15 protein-coding genes are annotated in these 19,359 nt (G+C 73.7%); 11 read left to right on the forward strand and 4 right to left on the reverse strand.

Features of this window, described 5'->3' with window-relative positions:
• Positions 1 to 60: 60 nt before the first annotated feature.
• Positions 61 to 186: a lasso RiPP family leader peptide-containing protein gene (locus AB0G32_RS08785; protein ID WP_361160194.1), complete on the reverse strand. Its 126-nt coding sequence runs from the start codon at positions 184 to 186 to the stop codon at positions 61 to 63.
• Positions 187 to 525: 339 nt separating this feature from the next.
• Between AB0G32_RS08785 and AB0G32_RS08790 the strand changes: the two genes are divergently transcribed.
• On the forward strand, positions 526 to 657 hold the full coding sequence (locus tag AB0G32_RS08790; RefSeq protein ID WP_361160197.1) for a hypothetical protein: 132 nt from the start codon (positions 526 to 528) through the stop codon (positions 655 to 657).
• 38 nt (positions 658 to 695) lie between these two features.
• A complete protein-coding gene (locus AB0G32_RS08795) occupies positions 696 to 1,640 on the forward strand; it encodes an aldo/keto reductase (RefSeq protein ID WP_361160199.1) in 945 nt (314 codons plus the stop codon).
• A gap of 27 nt (positions 1,641 to 1,667) precedes the next feature.
• On the opposite strand, the gene AB0G32_RS08800 is transcribed toward AB0G32_RS08795, so the two are convergent.
• A complete protein-coding gene (locus AB0G32_RS08800; protein ID WP_361160539.1) occupies positions 1,668 to 2,108 on the reverse strand; it encodes a MarR family winged helix-turn-helix transcriptional regulator in 441 nt (146 codons plus the stop codon).
• A gap of 209 nt (positions 2,109 to 2,317) precedes the next feature.
• On the opposite strand from AB0G32_RS08800, the gene AB0G32_RS08805 reads away from it, so the two are divergent.
• From AB0G32_RS08805 to AB0G32_RS08835, 7 genes are all read left to right on the forward strand, one after another.
• Complete coding sequence (locus tag AB0G32_RS08805; protein WP_361160202.1) at positions 2,318 to 3,772, forward strand: MFS transporter; 1,455 nt, start codon at positions 2,318 to 2,320, stop codon at positions 3,770 to 3,772.
• 139 nt (positions 3,773 to 3,911) lie between these two features.
• Positions 3,912 to 4,112, forward strand: a complete 201-nt coding sequence (locus AB0G32_RS08810; RefSeq protein ID WP_361160205.1) for a ferredoxin — start codon at positions 3,912 to 3,914, stop codon at positions 4,110 to 4,112.
• A 232-nt stretch (positions 4,113 to 4,344) separates the two neighbouring features.
• Entirely contained in the window at positions 4,345 to 5,580 is a 1,236-nt protein-coding gene (locus AB0G32_RS08815) for a cytochrome P450 (RefSeq protein ID WP_361160208.1), read from the forward strand.
• A 119-nt stretch (positions 5,581 to 5,699) separates the two neighbouring features.
• Positions 5,700 to 7,163 carry a 4-hydroxyphenylacetate 3-hydroxylase family protein gene (locus AB0G32_RS08820; protein ID WP_361160211.1) on the forward strand — a complete coding sequence of 488 codons (1,464 nt, stop codon included), beginning with the start codon at positions 5,700 to 5,702 and terminating at the stop codon, positions 7,161 to 7,163.
• A 177-nt stretch (positions 7,164 to 7,340) separates the two neighbouring features.
• Entirely contained in the window at positions 7,341 to 9,155 is a 1,815-nt protein-coding gene (locus tag AB0G32_RS08825) for a hypothetical protein (protein ID WP_361160214.1), read from the forward strand.
• Positions 9,152 to 9,565, forward strand: a complete 414-nt coding sequence (locus tag AB0G32_RS08830; protein WP_361160217.1) for a hypothetical protein — start codon at positions 9,152 to 9,154, stop codon at positions 9,563 to 9,565. Before AB0G32_RS08825 ends, AB0G32_RS08830 begins: the two co-directional genes overlap by 4 nt.
• Positions 9,566 to 9,578: 13 nt before the next feature.
• Entirely contained in the window at positions 9,579 to 10,340 is a 762-nt protein-coding gene (locus AB0G32_RS08835; protein WP_361160220.1) for a hypothetical protein, read from the forward strand.
• 31 nt (positions 10,341 to 10,371) lie between these two features.
• On the opposite strand, the gene AB0G32_RS08840 is transcribed toward AB0G32_RS08835, so the two are convergent.
• Both AB0G32_RS08840 and AB0G32_RS08845 read right to left on the reverse strand, forming a co-directional pair.
• Positions 10,372 to 12,420, reverse strand: coding sequence for a galactosylceramidase (locus tag AB0G32_RS08840; protein WP_361160223.1), 2,049 nt, complete (start codon positions 12,418 to 12,420; stop codon positions 10,372 to 10,374).
• A 33-nt stretch (positions 12,421 to 12,453) separates the two neighbouring features.
• Positions 12,454 to 14,973, reverse strand: a complete 2,520-nt coding sequence (locus AB0G32_RS08845) for a trehalase family glycosidase (protein WP_361160226.1) — start codon at positions 14,971 to 14,973, stop codon at positions 12,454 to 12,456.
• 355 nt (positions 14,974 to 15,328) lie between these two features.
• Between AB0G32_RS08845 and AB0G32_RS08850 the strand changes: the two genes are divergently transcribed.
• A complete protein-coding gene (locus tag AB0G32_RS08850; protein WP_361160229.1) occupies positions 15,329 to 16,564 on the forward strand; it encodes a glycosyltransferase in 1,236 nt (411 codons plus the stop codon).
• 542 nt (positions 16,565 to 17,106) lie between these two features.
• The gene (gene helR, locus AB0G32_RS08855) at positions 17,107 to 19,275 is read left to right on the forward strand and encodes an RNA polymerase recycling motor ATPase HelR (RefSeq protein ID WP_361160232.1); all 2,169 of its coding nucleotides are present in this window, start codon (positions 17,107 to 17,109) and stop codon (positions 19,273 to 19,275) included.
• Positions 19,276 to 19,359: the final 84 nt, after the last annotated feature.

The raw sequence follows: 19,359 nt of genomic DNA on the forward strand, positions 1-19,359 counted from the left end.
ACGGGGGCGGTGGGACCGGGCGGCGGACAGGTCCGCCGCCCGGTCCTCGCACCGTGGGGATCAGCAGCCCAGCCACCAGCACTCGCTGTACCGGTCCCAACCCCAGGTGCCCTCGTCCAGGGTGAGTTCCTGGAAGTCCCCGACCTCGACCAGGGCGGGAGGCTCATACACCATGTCCTCACTCATGTCATTCACCTCCTCTCCGAATCCCGCGTACTGCCCACGACTCGAAAGCTTTTCTGGGCAGGTACACGCAAATGTACGAACGCGCGGGTCCTGGGCGCCTGAGCGATTGGTCCCGGTCAAGTCCTGTTTCTGTCCTGGGACATGGACAGCCGGTGCTTTCGTATGCCTGCCGGGTGCGCGGCCGGTCGCGGCGGAGGACGGATACGGCGCGGTGTGCCGGCGGCCGCGGGCGCCCTGGCCCGGAGACGACGCTTGTGGGCGGGGCGCTTCGGTCTGGCGCGCGCGGCGCCGTCGCCACCACCTCAGCGCCTCGGTGCAGCCCGGGCGGCGCTCCGGGCGGTGCTCAAGGTGCTCGCCGGCTCCCTGCCGTACACCCCGGAGGGCCTCCCGCGGATCACGAGGATGCCGCCCGGCTCGGCGCCGCGGCCGGCCCAGGTCTGCGGCGAGGTGGCCGCCGCGGTGCGCCGGTGACCGGAATGCTCCCTTCGGGGCCGGTGTTGTCGCAGAGCATGACCTCTCTGCATCGACTCGGCAGTACCGACCTGCACGTCTTCCCGCTCGCCCTGGGCGGCAACGTCTTCGGCTGGACGGCGGACGAGGACCAGTCCTTCGCGGTCCTGGACGCCTACACGGCCGCCGGCGGCAACTTCGTCGACACCGCCGACGCCTACTCGGCGTGGGCCGAGGGCAACCGGGGCGGCGAGTCCGAGACCGTCATCGGCAAGTGGCTCGCGCGGCGCGGCAACCGCGACGACGTCGTGCTCGCCACCAAGGTGGGCCGGCACCCCGAGTACACGGGGCTGCGCGCCGACACCGTCAAGGCCGCGGCCGACGCCTCCCTGCGCCGCCTCGGCACCGACCGCATCGACCTGTACTACACCCACTTCGACGACCCGGAGGTGCCCGTCGAGGAGATCATCGGAGCGCTCGACGAACTGGTGCGGGCGGGCAAGGTCCGGCACATCGCCGCCTCCAACATCTCCGCCGAGCGGCTCCAGGAGGCCCTCGACTTCTCCGCACGCGAGGGCCTGGCCCGGTACGTGGCCCTCCAGCCGCACTACAACCTCGTCACGCGCGACACCTACGAAGGCAAACTCCAGGACCTCGCCGAGCGGGCCGGTCTGGCCGCCGTGCCGTACTACGCGCTGGCGGCCGGCTTCCTGACCGGCAAGTACCGCCCCGGCGCCACCGTGGACAGCGCGCGGGCCGCCGGCGCCGCCAGGCACCTGGAGACCGCGCGCGGACAGCGGGTCCTCACCGCGCTCGACGAGGTCGCCCAGGCGCACGACGCCCCGGTCGCGACCGTCGCCCTGGCCTGGCTCGCCGCCCAGCCCACCGTGACCGCCCCGATCGCCTCGGCCCGCACGGTGGCACAGCTGCCGGCCCTGCTCGGCGTGGCGGACCTGCGGCTGACCGACACGGAACTGGCGGCGCTGACCCGGGCCTCGGCGTAGCCGCGCGGGCGGGCGGGCGGACCGGCGTCAGGCGGGACGTTCCGCGGCGCCGGGGCGCGGCCAGGGCATCCCGTGCAGCCGCTCGATGTCCGAGTTGAAGCGCCGCAGGAGGTCGGCGAAGGCGGCGATGTCCTGCTCCGGCCAGTCGGTCATGATCCGGTCCAGGCTGGCGACCAGGCCGGTGCGCTCCTCGTCCAGCCGCCGCTCGCCCTCCTCGGTGATACGGAACTTCCGGGCCACGCCGCCGTCCGGATCGGGGATGCGCTCCACCAGGCCGGCCCGCATGGCGGCCGCCGTCTGCCGGTTGAGGGTGGAGGCGTCCAGCCCGAACGCGTCACCGAGCTGCCCGATGGACATCGGTCCCTGCATGCGGATCCGGCTGAGCAGGATGTAGGCGCTGCGGTCCAGGAGGCTTCCGGCGTGTCGGCCTTTGCCCTTGTGCAGATGCATATAGCGGCTCAGCAGCATCTGCTCGAACTCCACCCGCTCGGTAGCCCGGTCCGCCCTGTTCACAAGCCTCTTCTCCACTCTCTGCTCCGTGGTGGACTCCCTCGGCCCCACTCGGCTCCATCATATGCATTCGGCACATGGTGTGGTAGATGCACAGCCTATGTATGATGCATATGGCGCCTCGGTGGAGGCGCCGTCACTCAACGAGGTTTCGCTAAGGAGCACCCATGGACGGCCCCCAGCCGACCGCCGCCCGCCCGGGCGGCGTCGTCGCCACCCTCGCCCTGGCCGGCACCGTCGCCGCGGTCATGCAGACGCTGGTGACCCCCCTGATCGCGGAGATGCCGCAGATCCTGCACACCAGCTCCTCGAACGCGGCCTGGGTGGTCACCGTCACCCTGCTCGTCGCGGGTGTCTGCGTGCCCGTCTCCGGTCGGCTCGGGGACCTGATCGGCAAGCGGCGGATGCTGCTGATCTGCACCGTGCCGCTGGTCGCCGGGTCGGTGGTGTGCGCCCTGTCCTCGTCCGTCGTGCCGATGATCGTCGGCCGCGGACTCCAGGGCATGGGCATGGGCATGGTGCCGCTCGGCATCGCGCTGCTGCGCGACGTGGTCCCCAAGGAGAAGCTGTCCAGCTCCATCGCCCTGGTCAGCGCCTCCATGGGCATCGGCGGCGCCATCGGCCTGCCGCTGGCCGCCGCTGTCGCCCAGTACGCCGACTGGCGGGTGCTGTTCTGGGGTTCGGCCGGCCTCGCGCTGCTGATCGGCGCCCTGATCTTCTTCGTCGTCCCGGACGTTCCGGCCGGCGCCAAGGGGCAGCGGTTCGACGCGCCGGGCGCGATCGGCCTCGCCATCGGCCTGGTCTCCCTGCTGCTGGCCATCTCCAAGGGCGGCGACTGGGGCTGGGGCTCGGGCACCACCCTCGGCCTGATCGCCCTCGCCGTCGTCGCGCTCGCCGTGTGGGGCTACTACGAGCTGCGCACCCGCGACCCGCTGGTCGACCTGCGCACCACCGCCCGTCCCCGGGTGCTGCTCACCAACGCGTCCTCGATCCTCATCGGCGTCGGCATGTACTCCTTCCTGCTGATCGCGCCGCAGCTGCTCCAGTTCCCCGAGGCCACCGGGTACGGCCTGGGCCAGTCGATGCTCGCGGCGGGCCTGTACCTGGCGCCCGGCGGCGTGATGATGATGATCATCTCCCCGCTCGGCGGCAAGCTCATCAACTCCCGCGGCCCCAAGTTCGCCCTGGTGCTCGGCGCCCTGGTGATAGCCGCCGGGTACGGCCTCGCCCTCCCGCTGATGGGCACCGCCTGGGGCCTGATGCTGTCCGGCATCGTGATCAACAGCGGTGTCGCGCTGGCCTACGGCGCCATGCCCGCCCTGATCATGAGCGCGGTCCCGCTCTCCGAGACGGCGGCGGCCAACGGCTTCAACGCCCTGATGCGCTCGCTCGGCACGACCATCGGCTCCGCGGTGATCGGTGTCGTCCTGGCGCAGATGACCACCACCCTGGGCGGCTACACGCTCGCCTCGGAGGACGGCTTCCGTACGGGTCTGCTGATCGGCGGCGGTGTCGCGCTGCTGTCGGCCGCCGTGGCCTGCCTGATTCCCGCCCTGCGCGCGGGCAGCGGTGCGGCCGTCGGCGAGGAGACGCAGGCCGAGCCGGCGCCGACCCGCGCCTGACCGGCCAGGGGCGCCCGGGACTCGCCGGGCGCCCGGCGGTTCCCGGCGTCGGGAATCCGTCAATTTTAAGTCAGGTGCTTGATTCGGCTCTCGCGGCCGTGCTTCGCTGCGACCTCACCCCCCACCCCGAGGAAGCACCGTGAAGATCACAGTCGACGAAGAGAAGTGCTGCGGCGCGGGCCAGTGCGTGCTGATCGCCCCCGAGGTCTTCGACCAGCGGGACGAGGACGGCATCGTGGTCCTGCTGGCCGACGCGCCGCCCGCCGAACGGCACACCGCGGTCCGCGAGGCGGCCGGCGTCTGCCCGGCCGCCGCCATCCACCTGGACGAGACCGGGTGACCGCTCCCGGGCACGCGCTGGTGGCCGGCGCCCCGGCGGCCGGACCCGGCACCGCGGGAGCCCCGCGCCGCAAGGGCTGCGACGGCCGCCTCACCCTCGTCGGAGCCGAGCCCGGCCGCCCCGCGAGCGTCCCGTCGGCCACTTCACGAGGCCGCTGAAGCCGACCGGCCCCTGAAACGGCCGCCCCTGCGCGCCCCGCGCCGCATCCCCCCACGCCCCGGAGCCCTCCACCATGACGACCCGCCCCGACACCGCCGCCGCCGCGCACATCCCCGACTTCCCGGCCCCCCGGTCCGCCGGCTGCCCCTTCGACCCGTCACCCGGGATGCGCGCGCTGAGCGAGCACGGGCCGCTCACCCGGGTCCGCTCCTGGGGCGGCAGCACCCCCTGGGCGGTGACGGGCCACGCCGAACAGAAGGCCCTGCTCTCCGACCCCCGGCTGAGCGCCGACTTCGCCCACCCCGGCTTCCCCAGCCCCGTCGACCCCCGGCACAGCCACGCCGGCGGCTCGCCCGACCTGAGCTTCGTGGGACTGGACGACCCCGAACACGCCCGGCTGCGCCGCATGGTCAGCGGCGCCTTCACCGTCAGACGCGTCGAGGCCCTGCGCCCGTCCGTGCAGCGCATGACCGACACCTTCATCGACCGGATGCTGGCCGGACCCCGGCCCGCCGACCTGGTCCAGGCCCTCGCCCTGCCGCTGCCCTCCCTCGTCATCTCCGAACTCCTCGGCGTGCCCTACCAGGACCACGACTTCTTCCAGACCAACAGCAAGACCCTGGTCTCCACCGTCGCCACCGGTGAACAGCGGCACGCCGCCCACACCGCGCTCGCGGAGTACCTCGCCGACCTGCTGGCCCGGAAGACCGCCGAACCCGGCGACGACCTGCTCTCCAAGCTGGCGCAGCGGGTCGTCGCCGGTGAACTGACCCGCCGCGAGGCGGCCGGCATGGGCGTCCTGCTGCTGCTCGGCGGCCACGAGACCACCGCCAACATGATCAGCCTCGGCACCCTGCTGCTGCTCCAGCACCCCGACCAGCTCGCCGTCGTCCGCGACACCGACGACCCCCGGGTGGTCGCCGCCGCCGTCGAGGAACTCCTGCGCCACCTCAGCATCGTGCACCTCGGCCGGCGCCGCACCGCGCTGGAGGACATCGAGATCGCCGGCCGCACCATCGAGGCCGGCGAGGGCGTCATCCTGCTCGGCGAACTCGCCAACCGCGACCCCCGCGTCTTCCCGGACCCCGACCGCCTCGACCTCACCCGCGACGCCCGCCTGCACCAGGCGTTCGGCGCCGGCACCCACCACTGCGTCGGCCAGCCGCTGGCCCGGCTCGAACTGCAGGTCCTCTACCCCACTCTCTTCCGCCGCGTCCCCACCCTGCGCGCGGCGGCCCCGGTCGAGGACCTGCCGTTCAAGTACGACGCGGTGATCTACGGACTGCACGCGCTGCCCGTCACCTGGTGACGGCGCTCCGTTCACCGCCCCGGTGAACCGGGCATGCCCTGGGCGAGTCCGCCGCAGCCGAGGGCCGGGAACCCGACCGCCGATTCCCGGCCTGAGGCCCCGCGACCGAGGAGGCCCGCATGATCCGTACCGGCCAGCAGTACAAGGAATCGCTCTCTCCCGACCGGCAGATCTGGATCGACGGCGAACGCGTCAAGGACGTCACCCGGCACCCCCAGTTCGCCCCGATCGTCGGCATCCGCGCCCGGATACACGACCTCGCGCACGAGGCCGCCACCCAGGACGTCATGTCCTACCCCGACCCGGCGAGCGGCGAACGGCACAGCGTCGCCGACAAACCGCCGCTCACCCAGCGGGACTGGCACGACAAGCGCGCCGCCGTCGACACCGTGCTCGACACGGCGCGCGGTGTCGTCACCCGGGTCGGCGACGAGACCGTCGGCGAGATGTGGTCGCTGCTCGACGGCCGGGAGGTCCTCGACGCGCTGGACCCGCGGTTCGCCGGGAACATCCGGCACCACCTCGCCCGTTCGGCGACCGCCGACCTGTTCCACGTCTCGGCCGACACCGACCCCAAGGGCGACCGGTCCAAACGCCCGCGGGACCAGGACCCCGACCTGCTGCTGCGGGTGGTCCGCGAGACCGACAGCGGCATCGTGGTGCGCGGCGCCAAGTACGAGACCGCGGCGGCCTACGCCAACCAGGCGTTCGTCAAACCGGCCGTCGCCGACTGGGGCGGCACCCAGTTCTCCGAGTACGCCACCGGATTCATCGTCGACATGAACGCCAAGGGCCTGAAGTTCCTCTGCCGCACCGGGTTCGCCGGCCGCGGCAAGGCCGACGACTACCCGCTGTCCCACCGGGTCGACGAGATCGACACCCTGGTGGTCTTCGACGACGTCGAGATCCCCTGGCAGGACGTGCTGTTCCACCGGCACACCGAGGCGGCCGCGCTGATCCGCGCCACCCTGCACCGCTACTCCGCGCTGCCCTTCACCCACCGCACCCTGCGGCTGGCCGACCTGATGATCGGCGCCGCGCTGTGGAACGTACGGCAGACCGGGCTGGAACGCCGGCCGGCCGTACAGGAGAAACTGGCCCGGCTGGCCTGCTACCGCGAGGGCGTCAACGCCCATCTGACCGCGGCGATAGCGATGGGCACGACGTCACCCGGCGGGCTGTTCATGCCCGACCAGTCCCTGCTGCACACCGGTCGGGTGCTGGCCTGCGCCCAGTTGCCGGACATGATGCACCTCGCCCGGGAACTGTGCGGCGGCCAGATCTGCGTCACCCCGGACTCGGCGAGCTTCGCCGACCCCGAGGCCGGCGGCTGGCTGCGGAAGTTCTACTCGATCAACGACGACTGGGTCGCCGAGGACCGCCGCAAACTCCTCGCCTTCGCCCGGGACCTGCTCAACTCCGACTACGCCGGGCACCGGCTCACCTTCCAGCTCTTCGCCCAGGGCCCGCCGTTCGCCCAACTGGACGCCGTCTACCGCGCCTTCGACTGGAGCGGCCCGCTGGACCTGGTCCGCGACGCCGCGGGGCTGTCCGACCGGGTGCCGGGCGCGCAGGCGGGCTGACCGGCACGGTCGCCCGGCACCGGAGGACCGGACACCGGTGCCGGGAAACCCGCCCTGTCCAGCCGCTTCCCCCGTCTTCACTCCATCGGGCGGCGCCGGGGCGATGTGCGGCCCCCGGCGCGGTGCGCCCAGTAGCTTCCCCAGTCATCCAGCCGACGGACGACCAGGGGGAGCCACGTGCCGGACGTCAGCCTTCCGGAACACCGCTACAGCCGTACCGAGGCCACCCGCCTGCTGTGCGCCGGGGTCCACCAGGATCCCGGCTTCCGGCGCCGGGTCGTCGACGAACTCGTCGGTCACCGGGAACGGCCCGTCGCCCTGCCCAACGGCGTCGACGTGCTCCCCGTGCTGGCCCACGCCCTGCTGGCCGGCCGGCAGGAGACCCGCACCGCCCTGCTCATGCTCGGCGTCTGGGCCGCGTTCGCGCTGTCCGACGTGATCATGTTCTGGGACAGTCTGTCCGACCGGTGGGGCGACGGCGCCGACGTCGGCTTCGGCGACGTCCTCACCGCCCTCTTCCAGGGCGACGACCGGCTCACCGGAGGACTGCCGCTGCCCTGGTTCCTGTTCTACGCGCTGACCGCGCTCGGACTGTGGCTGGCCCACACGGTCAGCGGCAAGGGCGCCACCGCGCGGGCCGCCGGACTGCCCGACCCGGTCGCCAAGGCCGCCGACGGCGCCGGTTCCCTGCTGACCCTGCTGGCCGCCGGCTTCGCCCTCTTCTACTGGTACTGGTACCTCTCCCGGCTGTTCGACGGCGCGGCCCAGACGCCCTACCCGGCACTGTTCCCGCTGGCCCTCGCCGTGGTCGCCTGGTCGCACCAGAGCGCGCGGCGCACGGCCCTGTGCCGCTGGCTGTCCCGGTGGACGTTCGCCGCCGCCCGGCAGCCCGGCCTGCCCGCCGGGGCCCTGTTCGAGGGCGTGCGGGACGACATCCGGCGCGAGCAGGAGGCGTTCCTCACGCTGTACGACGACGACAGCCCCTTCGTCGGGCTGGGCGTGCGCGGCACCCCCTGGTCGTTCGCCATGGAACTGCGCGAGCGGCCGGCGGCCGACGGCGGTCTGCCGCGCCAGCGGCCCGGGCCGCTCACCGCCCGGGCCGCCCTCGACCTGATCGAGCCCCAGCTGACCGGACTGCGCGAGTCCGCCGCCCGCACCGGCAAGGACCGCCTGCGCGACGTGGAGATCGACCGGGTGGTCTACCTCCCCGGCGGGGTGGGCCGCGCCGAGGAACTGGCGACCGGCGGTGTCTCCGGCCGCCCCGACCCGGCGGACCCCGGGACCGCCGGCGCCGACCGCCGCGGTCTGCGCGTCCACGACCCCGCGCAGGTCGCCGCACACCTGCGGGAGGCCGTCGACGAGGGCGGCGAGGGCCGCCGGGTGTTCCTGCGCATCCGGGTCGGCGCCTGGCAGGAACAGGTGGTCGTCACCGTCCTGGTCCGGGTGCACACCCAGGGCCGCATGCTGGTCCTGGAGGTCGAGCCCTACGTCCTCGGCCCGGTGCGCAAGGACTTCCGGGCGGTGGACGCCTTCGTCGAGCGGCTCCCCGAGACCTGGCCGCGGGCCGCGCTGCGGGCCCTGCGGCACGCGCCGACGATCGGCGTCGACGCGGCCGTCGGCGCCCTCGGCACCCTGCGCGGCACCTGGTCCGCCCGGTTCGGCGGCGAGCCGCTGCCCGATGTGCCACGCGTCTCCCTGCGCGCGCTGGCGTCGGCGAAGCGGCTGTCGGTGTTCCAGGAGATGGACGCCACCCGCTATGTGAAGACCATCCAGGAACGCATCGTCAACGGGGTCCGCGAAGCCCTCAAGACACACGGTTACCGCACCGAGGAGTTCGAGCAGCACGTCTACCAGCTCAGCGGCGGCAGCGTCTTCGTCGGGGCCATGTCCGGCGGCGCGATCGCCACCGGCCGCCACGGCAGCGCGACCCACACGGACAACGGCGCCGCGCCCACCGGGCCGGCCAGGAACCAAGGAGAGCCCACCCCATGACGGACCACGGACCGGACACCCCCGACCCCCGCACCGCGAGCACCTCGGGCAGCGTCAGCATCGGCTCCATGAGCGGCGGTTCCGTCGCCACCGGCGCGCACGCCTCGGCGACCTCGTACCACACCACCGGTGCCGCCCCCGACGCCCGGCACGCGGAACTCCTCGACGCCATCCGGGAACTGCGCGCGGCGCTGCCGAGCGCCGCCGACCGCACCGACGCGGACACCTCGCTCGACCGTGAACTGGCCGACACCGCGGCGGAGATCGCGCACACCGGCGCCGCGGCACCGGCCCGGCTCACCCGGCTGCTCGGCGGCGTCCGCGGCTGGCTGGGCGGGCAGGCCGCCGCCGCGGGCGCGGTCGCCTCGGCCACCGCGGTGGTCCAGGGCATCGCGCAGCTCATCAACTGAAGGGACGGCCACGATGAGGGTGTTCGAGACCGAACGACAGGAGTGGGCCGGCTCGCACCGCGAACGCCTCTTCGACCCCGAGAGCTACCTCGACCTGCCACGGCAGCGGACGCTGCGCCAGTACACGGCGCTGGTCCTCACCGTCTGCGGGCTGTCCTTCGGCATCTGGGCCCTCGGCTGGAAGAACGAGCCCGTGCCGTACGTGCCGCCCGCCCAGGAGACCCCCGCCGCCGCGGGCACCTCCCCCGGCGCCACCGAGGACGGCGCGCCGGGGGAGTCGTCGCTGCCCGCGGGCTTCGCCCGGCACGACGACCCGGAGGGCTTCCGCACCGCCCTGCCGGCCGGCTGGGACCGCGAGAACCGCTCCTCGCAGTACGGCATCGACATCGTCGACTTCCGCGACCCGTCCGGCCCCCGCCGCCTCCAGGTGTTCCAGTTGGTGGAGGACTCCCCGTACGCCTCCGTGGCGGACGCCCAGCAGGACAGTCTGAAACTGGACGGGTACCAGAAGATCCACCTCCAGTACGCGGCCAACCCCACCGGCGGAGAGGCCGCCGAGCACGAGTACACGACGGACGAACTGACCGGCGAAGCCGCCACCGGCTCCGGCCACCACGTCATCGACCACCGCTTCGAGGCCGCCGACGGACAGAACTACGCCCTCGTCGCCTACGGCTCCGCGGCGGACGGCCTGGCCGACGAACGCGAACTCCTCGACACGGCCCGAGCCTGGTTCTGTCCGCCGGGCACCGAATGCCCGGCACCCGCGGCGTGACGGGCAGGGCGTCCGGCGGCCCGGCGTCCGGCTACGGAGCGACCCGCAGGTCGTCGAACTCGGACGTGGTGTAGGAGTCGAGGGCCAGTCCGGTCTGGCCGTGGTCGTAGGTGGCGTCGGTGACCCGGGCGACCTCGGCGCCGTCGACCCGGGCCGTGATCGTGTCGCCCGAGAAGCCGAGGGAGAGCCGGTGCCAGGTGTCCGCCCCGGGGCCGGGCAGGCTGCCGCTCGCCAGGATCCGGGTCGTCCGGTCGGGGGCGAGGACCTTCAGGGACCAGGTGCCGTCGGCCGACAGGCCGAGGTAGTAGCCCTGCCAGACGTTGACGCGGCCGGTGCCGACGTTGTTGACCTGGTTCACGACCCGGCCGAGCAGCGACGCCGTACCGGTGCCGGCGATGCGGGTCCTGGCGGACACGGTGTAGTCGGTCCACCGGCTGTCGCCGGTCAGGGTGAGCGGACTGGCCACCCGGGACCACTTGGTGGGCTCGGTCGTGATGACCTGGCGCAGACACTTTCCGGTGCCCCGGGAGCCGGCGGCGGCCTCCGGCGCCGGGGTGCAGCGGGCCGCCTCGAACGCGCCCTCCATGTCGGAGAGGTACCGGGCGGTGTCCGTCGTCCGGTAGGAGTCGAAGGTGTCGCGGTAGGGGAGTGCCATCGGGCGGGCGGCGGGCGCCGTCGTTGCCGCCGGGCCCTTGCCGCCCGGCATGGTGGTGAGCGTGGTGACGGTGCCCGGTGCCAGCGTCACCGCGTGGGCGGCCTTCGCGCCCGCGCGGACGTCCGTGCCGCGCACGAACCAGTCGGCGGGGTCGGTGGACTCCAGCGTGGTCGACCAGCGGTGCAGCGCGCCGCGCGGCAGCCGTCCGGTGGGCGTGACGGAGACGCTCTGCGGCTCGGTCGCGCCGGTGGTCTCGAACACCGTCGTGTACTGCGGATCGGGCCCCGGTGAGCGCAGGGTCACGTACGTGCCGCCGCCGTCCAGGTAGCCGCTCGCGGCGTCGACGTAGCGCCAGCCGGGCCGGGTGAACTGCGCGGTCTGGGCGATGGTCCACAGCGTCGGGCCCAGCTCGTAGTGCCCGCTCCACGGCTCGTTCGCCTGGAGCAGTCCGCTGCCCTGCATCTGCACGGTCGGGTACCAGGCGTACACGGCGGGCCAGTTGATGAACGCGGTGATGCGGGAGTCCACGTACTCGTGGTTCATCTCGGCGGCCAGCCGGGTGGCGCCGGTGAGGTAGTTGTTCCAGCCCGACTCGCTCGCGAACAGCGGCTTGCCGAGGTCCAGGGCGTCCTGGGAGCTGGAGCAGTGCACGGCCGAGCACGGGTAGTGGATGCCGACCACGTCGGTGGCGGCGTCGAAGGCGGGGTCCTGCTTCATGTCGGTGGCCACGTCCCACCCGGCGTTGTCGGCGGCCACCACCTTGACGTCGCCGTGACCGCTGTTGACCAGGGCTTTCTTGAGGTCGCCGTACCAGGCGGCGTCCCAGCCCTTCTCGTTCCAGCCGCCGAGGTAGTCGATGTCCAGGCCGTGCCGGTCGGCGCAGCCCAGCCACTCGGTCAGGTAGGCAACGTTGTCAGCGGACCAGAAGCCGCCCTCGAACCAGCCCGGGGCACCCCAGGCGAGGCCGTAGAAGCCGATCCGCGGGTTGCGCTTCTGCGCCTCCTTCATCAGCCACCACTCGTAGCCCCGGTCGCAGTCCACCTTGTCCCGGGTGCGCATGTGGCTGGGCTCGGCGCCGTTGCTGGAGTTGGTGTCGGCGCCGATCTCCACCTTCAGGATCTGCAGGGAGGCGCCGTAGCCGGGCTTGAAGAGGTAGTCGAGGATCTGACCGCGCTGCGGCTCGGGGTAGTCGACGAGCAGCCGTGAGGTGCCGCCGCCACCGCTGATCGCGCCGATCCCGTCGAAGACGCGGCCGGTGCCGGCGCCGTCCACGGTGATCGACTGGACGGGGGCGGTGCCGGGGCCGGCGTGCGCGGCGGCCGGTGTCACGGCGGCCAGGCAGGCCAGCAGCAGGGCGCAGACGGCCCGTCCGGCGCGGCTGCCGGACCACCACCGTCCGGGACCGCGGGAGGAAGTTCTGGTCATGCGGCTCTCCTTGCGTTCAGCGGGTGCGGGGTGTCACAGGTCGACATGGGTGCGGCCGGCGGGCACCTGCCGGGCGCGGGACCGGCCGTCCGGGCCGAAGACCTCGACCCGGGCAGGACCGCCGGCGGTGATGTCGAAGGAGGCGCCCGCCCCGCGGAGCAGGAAGCCGCGGACCGCGACCCGGGCGCCCGTCGCCCGGAAGACGGTCCGGCCGTCGCGGACCAGGGTGGTCCGGTGCGGTCCGGCGGAGACGGAGTAGGTGTGCCCGCGCAGGACAACGTTGTCGACGGTGTTGGTGCCGGGCAGTCCCAGGGAGCCGAACAGCAGCGCCGCGGGATCGCCGTCCCAGGGGTTGTCGGAGAGCAGCTCGTGCAGGCCCTGCACGGCCATCGCGTTCGACCAGGAGTAGGTGCGCCACGCCGTGTCGACGGCGGACGACATCACCCGCTGGCCGGGTTCCGGGTCGAAGGACTCGGGGAACCAGCCCTCGGCGTCCCAGGCGTCCAGGTACATCGCGGTGCTGCGGGCGGCGAACCGGCCGGCGGCGTCGTCGAACCCGTACCGTTTGACGCCGTCGTACACCGTGAAGTTCATCGGCGGCCACGCCGCGCCCTTCCACTGTTCGGGGGCGGAGTTCTCGCCGTACCGCTCGAAGTACTTGAAGTGCTCGGAGTCCGGGTGCACCGGGCCGCCGGTGCAGTAGGCCGGGTCGTCGCGGGCGACGCTGGGGATGACGTACTCGCCCCAGAACTCGTCCTCGTTCAGCAGGTGTTCCTCGACCAGCACCCGGGCCCGCTCGCGGGTGGCGAGGCCGGCGAAGAGCGGGTAGAAGACGGTCGGGGTGACGGTCTGCTGCCACGTCCCGTCGAGGTAGCGGCTCAGGTAGAGGCCCTTGTCCGGGTGCCACAGGCGGGCGTTGAGCAGCCGCTTGACGGTGGCGTGCTGGGCGGCGAACCGCTCCGCGTCCCGGGTCCGGCCCAGCACCCGGGCCATCTTCGCCAGCGTTTCGGAGAGCAGCGCGTAGTACGAGTTGAGCGCCACGTCGGTGAGGTCGGTGTTGTCCCGGCCGTCACCGCTGCCGCCCTGTTTGGCGATCCGGTGGTAGTCGGCGTAGACGGGGCTGTCGTCCAGGCCGAGGTGGTTGCCCCGGCCGCCGACGCGGTCCCCGAAGTAGGGGCTCTCCAGCAGTCCGTCCCGGTCGGTGTCCCATTCGGGCAGCAGGTCGTGGAAGGTGACCAGCGCCGGATACGCCTGCTCCAGCACGGTGCGGTCGCCGAGCTTGGTGTACAGCCGCCACACCGCGTACGCGTGCATCGGCCCGGCGTTCTGCTGGTCGTAGCGCGGTCCGCGCAGCGGGATCTGGTTCGGCGGGGCGGGCGCGTCGAAGACGTCCGTCTCGTGCTGGACGGCCAGCGGGTGGCTGACCAGGGCGGCCTCCACGCAGTCGAACGCCGAGTCCCAGCCGGTGAACAGGCCGCCCCCGCCGCCCCAGCCCCACATGACGTAGGCGCGGTGGTTGTCCTTGTCGTAGTTGGTGTTCAGGGACAGCGCGTCGCGTACGGCGTCCGCCGCCCGGCCCACCGGTCCGGAGCCGGTCAGATGGTGGCCGCGCACACGGGCCTCGGCGGCGGCGAGGGCCCGCTCGATGTCGTGCGCCTCCGGTGCGTCACCCCGCGGGGGCCGTGCGGCGACGCGGGCGGAGAAGGTGAGTGTCTGCCCCTTGGCGAGCCGGTGGACGAGCCCGGCGACGGCGTCGCCCGGTGTGCCGGCGCCGCCCGTCGCGACCGCCGTCAGATCGGCGGCCGAGGCGTAGCAGCCCGCGCTGTCGGCCGGTTCGGTGGGGGAGAGCCGGACATGACCGGTGCGGCCGCTGTCGGTCAGCCCGGCCGCGCTGCCGGTCACCTCCCGGCCGTCCAGCGCGAAGGACGCCGGCTCGCCCCAGGGGGTGCCCAGTTCGAGGACGACGGTGGTGTCGCCGTCGAGCGCGGTGACGGACCCCACCAGCCCGGCGCCGTCCACGGTACGGGCGTACCGCACCCGTACCGTGCGCTTCTCCTCCTGGACCCGCGCGTACGTCCGCTCCAGCTGCGGCAGTCTCACCCCGGCGTCGGCGACCGCGCTCTCGGACCACTGCCCGGGGTGCGCGAGCACCTCGCGCAGCGCCTCCAGATGGGCGGGCAGCACGGTGCGGTCGTCGGTGCTGACGCGCACCTCCTTGTAGGCGCCGTCCGGGGTCATGGGGCCGATGCGCCACAGGTGGTTGGTCATCTTCTCCCGGACCAGCTTGCCCTGCGCGGTGAGCAGACCCACGCGGAGCGCGAACCGGGACTCGCCCTCCGCGACGAACAGCGCGCCGGTCCAGTCCTGTTCCCGCACGCCGGGCATGGCGAACGGGCGTTTCACGGTGGGGTACGGCAGGGGCGCCGCCGCCGGTTCCTGCTCGGCGGCGGCCGCCGGGGCGGTGCCTCCGGTCAGTGCGAGCGCCGGGCCGGCGACACCGGTCGCGCCGACGGTTGCGAGGAAGCCGCGTCTGGGAATCTGATGGTGCGTCACGTAGTGGCAGCCCTTCTTCACGCGTTCACGAAGTGGTTCGGATCGTCGTGCGGGGCCCGGTGACCGCGGCAGATTGGTTCGATATCTCGAACGGCAATCGGTATGTCGGTCATCCGGCCAGAGGCGAGTATGAACGACCCAGGCGGGCTGTCAAGACTTGTGGATCAACTCGACGCAGGCGGAACGCGCGAGGCGCACGGAAGGGCGCCGCGGAGTCGGGGAGGACCGGCGGGGGGAGATACCCGCTCCCCGCCACTCTTAACCTATAGCGCATCGGGGGGCTTGCGGCAAGGCCCCCGTCGTGCCGCACAATGACCGGCCTGAGCCCAGGACCAGCGAAAACGGGAGTCGCCGAGTGCGTGTGTTGTTGTCGACGTATGGATCGCGGGGGGACGTCGAACCACTGGTGGCGCTCGCCCTGGCGGTGCGGGAGCTGGGCGCCGAGGCGCTGGTGTGCGCGCCACCGGACGAGGACTTCGGGCGGCGGCTGGCCGCCGCCGGGGTGCCGCTGGTGCCGGTCGGCCCGTCGGCACGCGCGCTGACCAGGGCGGCGCCGGCGCCGGCCGCCCTGCCCGAGCGGGCGGCCGCGGTGATCGCCGCCCAGTTCGAGGTGGTCACCGCGGCGGCGGCGGACTGCGACGTGCTGGTGGCGACCGGCATGATGCCGGCCGCGGCCGGCGCGCTGTCGGTGGCCGAGAGACTCGGCATCCGCTCGGTGTCCGTCACCTTCCAGCAGCTCACCCTGCCGTCGCCGCTGCGCCCGCCGCTGGCGTACGCGGGCCGGCCCTTCCCGCCGGACGTCACCGACCACGGGGCGCTGTGGGACCTGGACGCCGAGAACATCGACGCGCTGTTCGGGGCGGCGCTCAACACGAGCCGGGTGCGCCACGGCCTGCCCCCGGTCAACGGCGTCCGCGACTACGTCGTCGGCGACCGGCCGTGGCTGGCGACCGACCCGGTGCTGGACCCGTGGCAGGGCACCGAGGACCTGGGCGTCGTCCAGACCGGCGCCTGGCTCGCGCCCGACGTCCGCCCGCTCCCGGCGGGGCTGACGGCGTTCCTCGACGCCGGTGAGCCACCGGTGTACGTCGGCTTCGGCAGCATGCCGCTGCACGCGGCGCCGGACGCCGCCCGGGTGGCCGTCGAGGCGGTCCGGGCCCAGGGGCGCCGGGTGGTGCTGGGCGGCGGCTGGGCCGGCCTGACCCCGGCCGACGACCGGGACGACTGCTTCCTCGTCGGCGAGGCGGACCACCGGGCGCTGTTCGGCCGGGTGGCCGCCGTCGTGCACCACGGCGGCGCGGGCACCACGACCACCGCCGCGCGGGCCGGCGCGCCCCAGGTGGTGGTGCCCCAGGCCGTGGACCAGCCGTACTGGGCGGGCCGCGTCGTCGGCCTCGGCATCGGCGCCGCACACGACGGCCCGGCCCCGGCCCTCGCCTCCCTGTCGGCCGCACTCGAAACGGCCCTCGCACCCGAGACCGCCGCGCGAGCGAGGGCGGTCGCCGCCAGGGTCCGCACCGACGGCGCGACGACGGCCGCGAAGCTGCTGCTCGACCCGGGCGGCGCGGCCCTGCGGGGCGGGGCGGGGTGAACCCTGGTCGGGCCGCCAGGTTGCCAGGCCGCCAGGTTGCCGGGTTGCCGGATCGCTGGGCCTGTCAGGCCGCTGGTCCGGTGGGCCGGTGGGCCATCGAGCCGCCGGGCCGCCCGGTCGGCGCGATCCTGCGGCCCGGAACCGAGTGAACCCCCAGCACCGGAGCGCCGAACCGCCGGGCCGTCGGACCGCCGGGTCGCTTGGTCGCTGGGCCTGTCGGGCCGCCGGACCGGCTGAACCATCGAGCCGCCGGGCCGTCGGGCCACCAGGCCGCTGAACCACCGGGTCACCGAACCGCCGGACCCGCAAGCACCCGATCCACTGAACCACCCGATCCACCGGTCCACCTGATCCACCGAACCACCGAACCACCCGATCCACCGGTCCACCGAACCACCGGTCCACCCAAACCACCGATCCACCGATCCACCGATCCACCGATCCACCGATCCACCGATCCACCGAGCCGGAACCCGCAGGTCCCGGCAGCCCCGCCACGCGCCTTGGTCGTGAGCGACCGACACATCGGAGCTGAGACAACCGTGAACCCCCTGACCACCAGCGCGTTCGACCTCCCCGACCGGCTCGCCGCCAAGGCCGACCCGGCGCTGATCGCCGCCGACGAGCGGCACTTCGCGGCGCTCGCCGACTGCCTGGAGCAGTCGATCACCGAGCTGTCCGGCCGGCTCGCCGAAGCCCGCCGGGCCCCCGGCGGCCTGGGCCGGCACGCGATGGACCGGGACGCGGAGATCCACCGGCTGACCTCCCGGCTGCGCGCCCTGCGCCGCTTCGGCCTCGACCTGTGCCTCGGCCGCATGGTCGGCGCGGACAGCCCCGACCCGGTGTACGTCGGACGGCTCGGCCTCACCGACAGCACCGGACGCCGGCTGCTGGTCGACTGGCGCTCCCCGGCCGCCGAGCCGTTCTTCGGCGCCACCCACGCCCACCCGATGGGACTGACCAGCCGCCGCCGCTACCGCTGGACCGGCGGCCGGATCAGCGACTACTGGGACGAGGTGTTCACCCCCGACGGGTTCGACGGCCACGCCGCGCTCGACGACCAGTCCGCCTTCATCGCCAGCCTCGGCTCCACCCGGTCGGCCCGGATGCGGGACGTGCTCGGCACCATCCAGGCCGACCAGGACGCCGTCATCCGCGCGGGCTCCCGCGGCACCCTCGTCGTCGACGGCGGCCCGGGCACCGGCAAGACCGTCGTCGCCCTGCACCGCGCCGCCTACCTCGTCTACTCCGACCCGCGGCTGGGCCACCGCCGCGGCGGTGTGCTGTTCGTCGGCCCGCACCGGCCCTACCTCGCCTACGTCTCCGACGTCCTGCCCAGCCTCGGCGAGGAGGGCGTGCAGACCTGCGTCCTGCGGGACCTGGTCGCCGAGGGCGCCGCGGCGGGCGTGGAGGCCGACCCGGAGGTCGCCCGGCTGAAGTCGTCCGCCGGCCTGGTGCAGGCGATCGAGACGGCCGTCCGGTTCTACGAGGAGCCGCCCGCCGAGGCGATGACGGTCACCACCCACTGGTCCGACATCCCGCTGAGCGCCGGCGAATGGGCCGTCGCCTTCGAGGCGGCCGCCCCCGGCACCCCGCACAACGAGGCCCGCGACCAGGTCTGGGAGGAACTGCTCACCATCCTCGTCGACAAGCACGAGGGAGACGCCCCGGAGGAACTGCTGCGCAGGTCGCTCAACCGGAACCGGGAGCTGCGCACGGCCTTCGACCGCGCCTGGCCCCTGCTGGAGGCCGCCGACCTGGTCGGCGACCTGTGGACGGTCCCCGCCTATCTGCGGCTGTGCGCCCCCTGGCTGGACCGGGACGAGGTGCGCGGGCTCCAGCGCGCCGACCCGGCGGCCTGGACGGTGTCCGACCTGCCGCTGCTGGACGCGGCACGGCAGCGGCTCGGCGACCCGGAGGCGGCGCGCAAGAGGCGCCGGGACCGAGCCACCCTCGCCGCCCAGCGCGAACGTATGGACCGGGTCGTCGACAACCTGATCTCGGCGGTGGCCGACTCCGGCGCCGACGGGGACGACGGCGAGGGCCTGGTCACGATGTTGCGCGGCCAGGACGCCCAGGTCAGCCTGGTCGACGAGGCCGAACTGGCGGCCGTCGAACCGGATCTGCTGGCCGGACCGTTCGCCCACGTCGTGGTCGACGAGGCGCAGGAGCTGACCGACGCCGAGTGGCAGATGCTGCTGGTGCGCTGCCCCTCGCGCAGCTTCACCGTGGTCGGGGACCGCGCCCAGGCCCGGCACGGGTTCACCGAGTCGTGGCGGGAACGGCTCGAACGCGTCGGCCTGGACCGGATCAGCATGGCCTCCCTCACCATCAACTACCGGACCCCAGAGGAGATCATGGCGGAGGCCGCGCCGGTCATCCGGGCCGCGCTCCCGGACGCCAACGTGCCCACCTCGGTGCGCGGCGGCGGTGTCCCCGTCGTGCACGGCGCCACCGCGGACCTGGACACGGTCCTCGGCGACTGGCTCGCCGCGCACGAGGAGGGCACCGCCTGCGTCATCGGCGACCCGGCGTTCCGGTCCACCTCCCGGGTCCGCTCGCTCACCCCCGAACTGGCCAAGGGCCTCGAATTCGACCTGGTGGTCCTCGTCGACCCGGACCGGTTCGGCGAGGGCGTCGCAGGCGCCGTCGACCGCTATGTGGCGATGACCCGCGCGACCCGGCAGCTCGTCGTCCTCACCGGCTCCTGACAACCGCGGGCGCGCGGGGCCGAGGCGGGCGGCCGGGGCCCGCAGCACGCGCGCGCGGACGTACGGGAGGCGCCGCGCGGCGCG

The sequence above is a fragment of the Streptomyces sp. NPDC023723 genome (assembly GCF_040639815.1).
Taxonomy (GTDB): domain Bacteria; phylum Actinomycetota; class Actinomycetes; order Streptomycetales; family Streptomycetaceae; genus Streptomyces.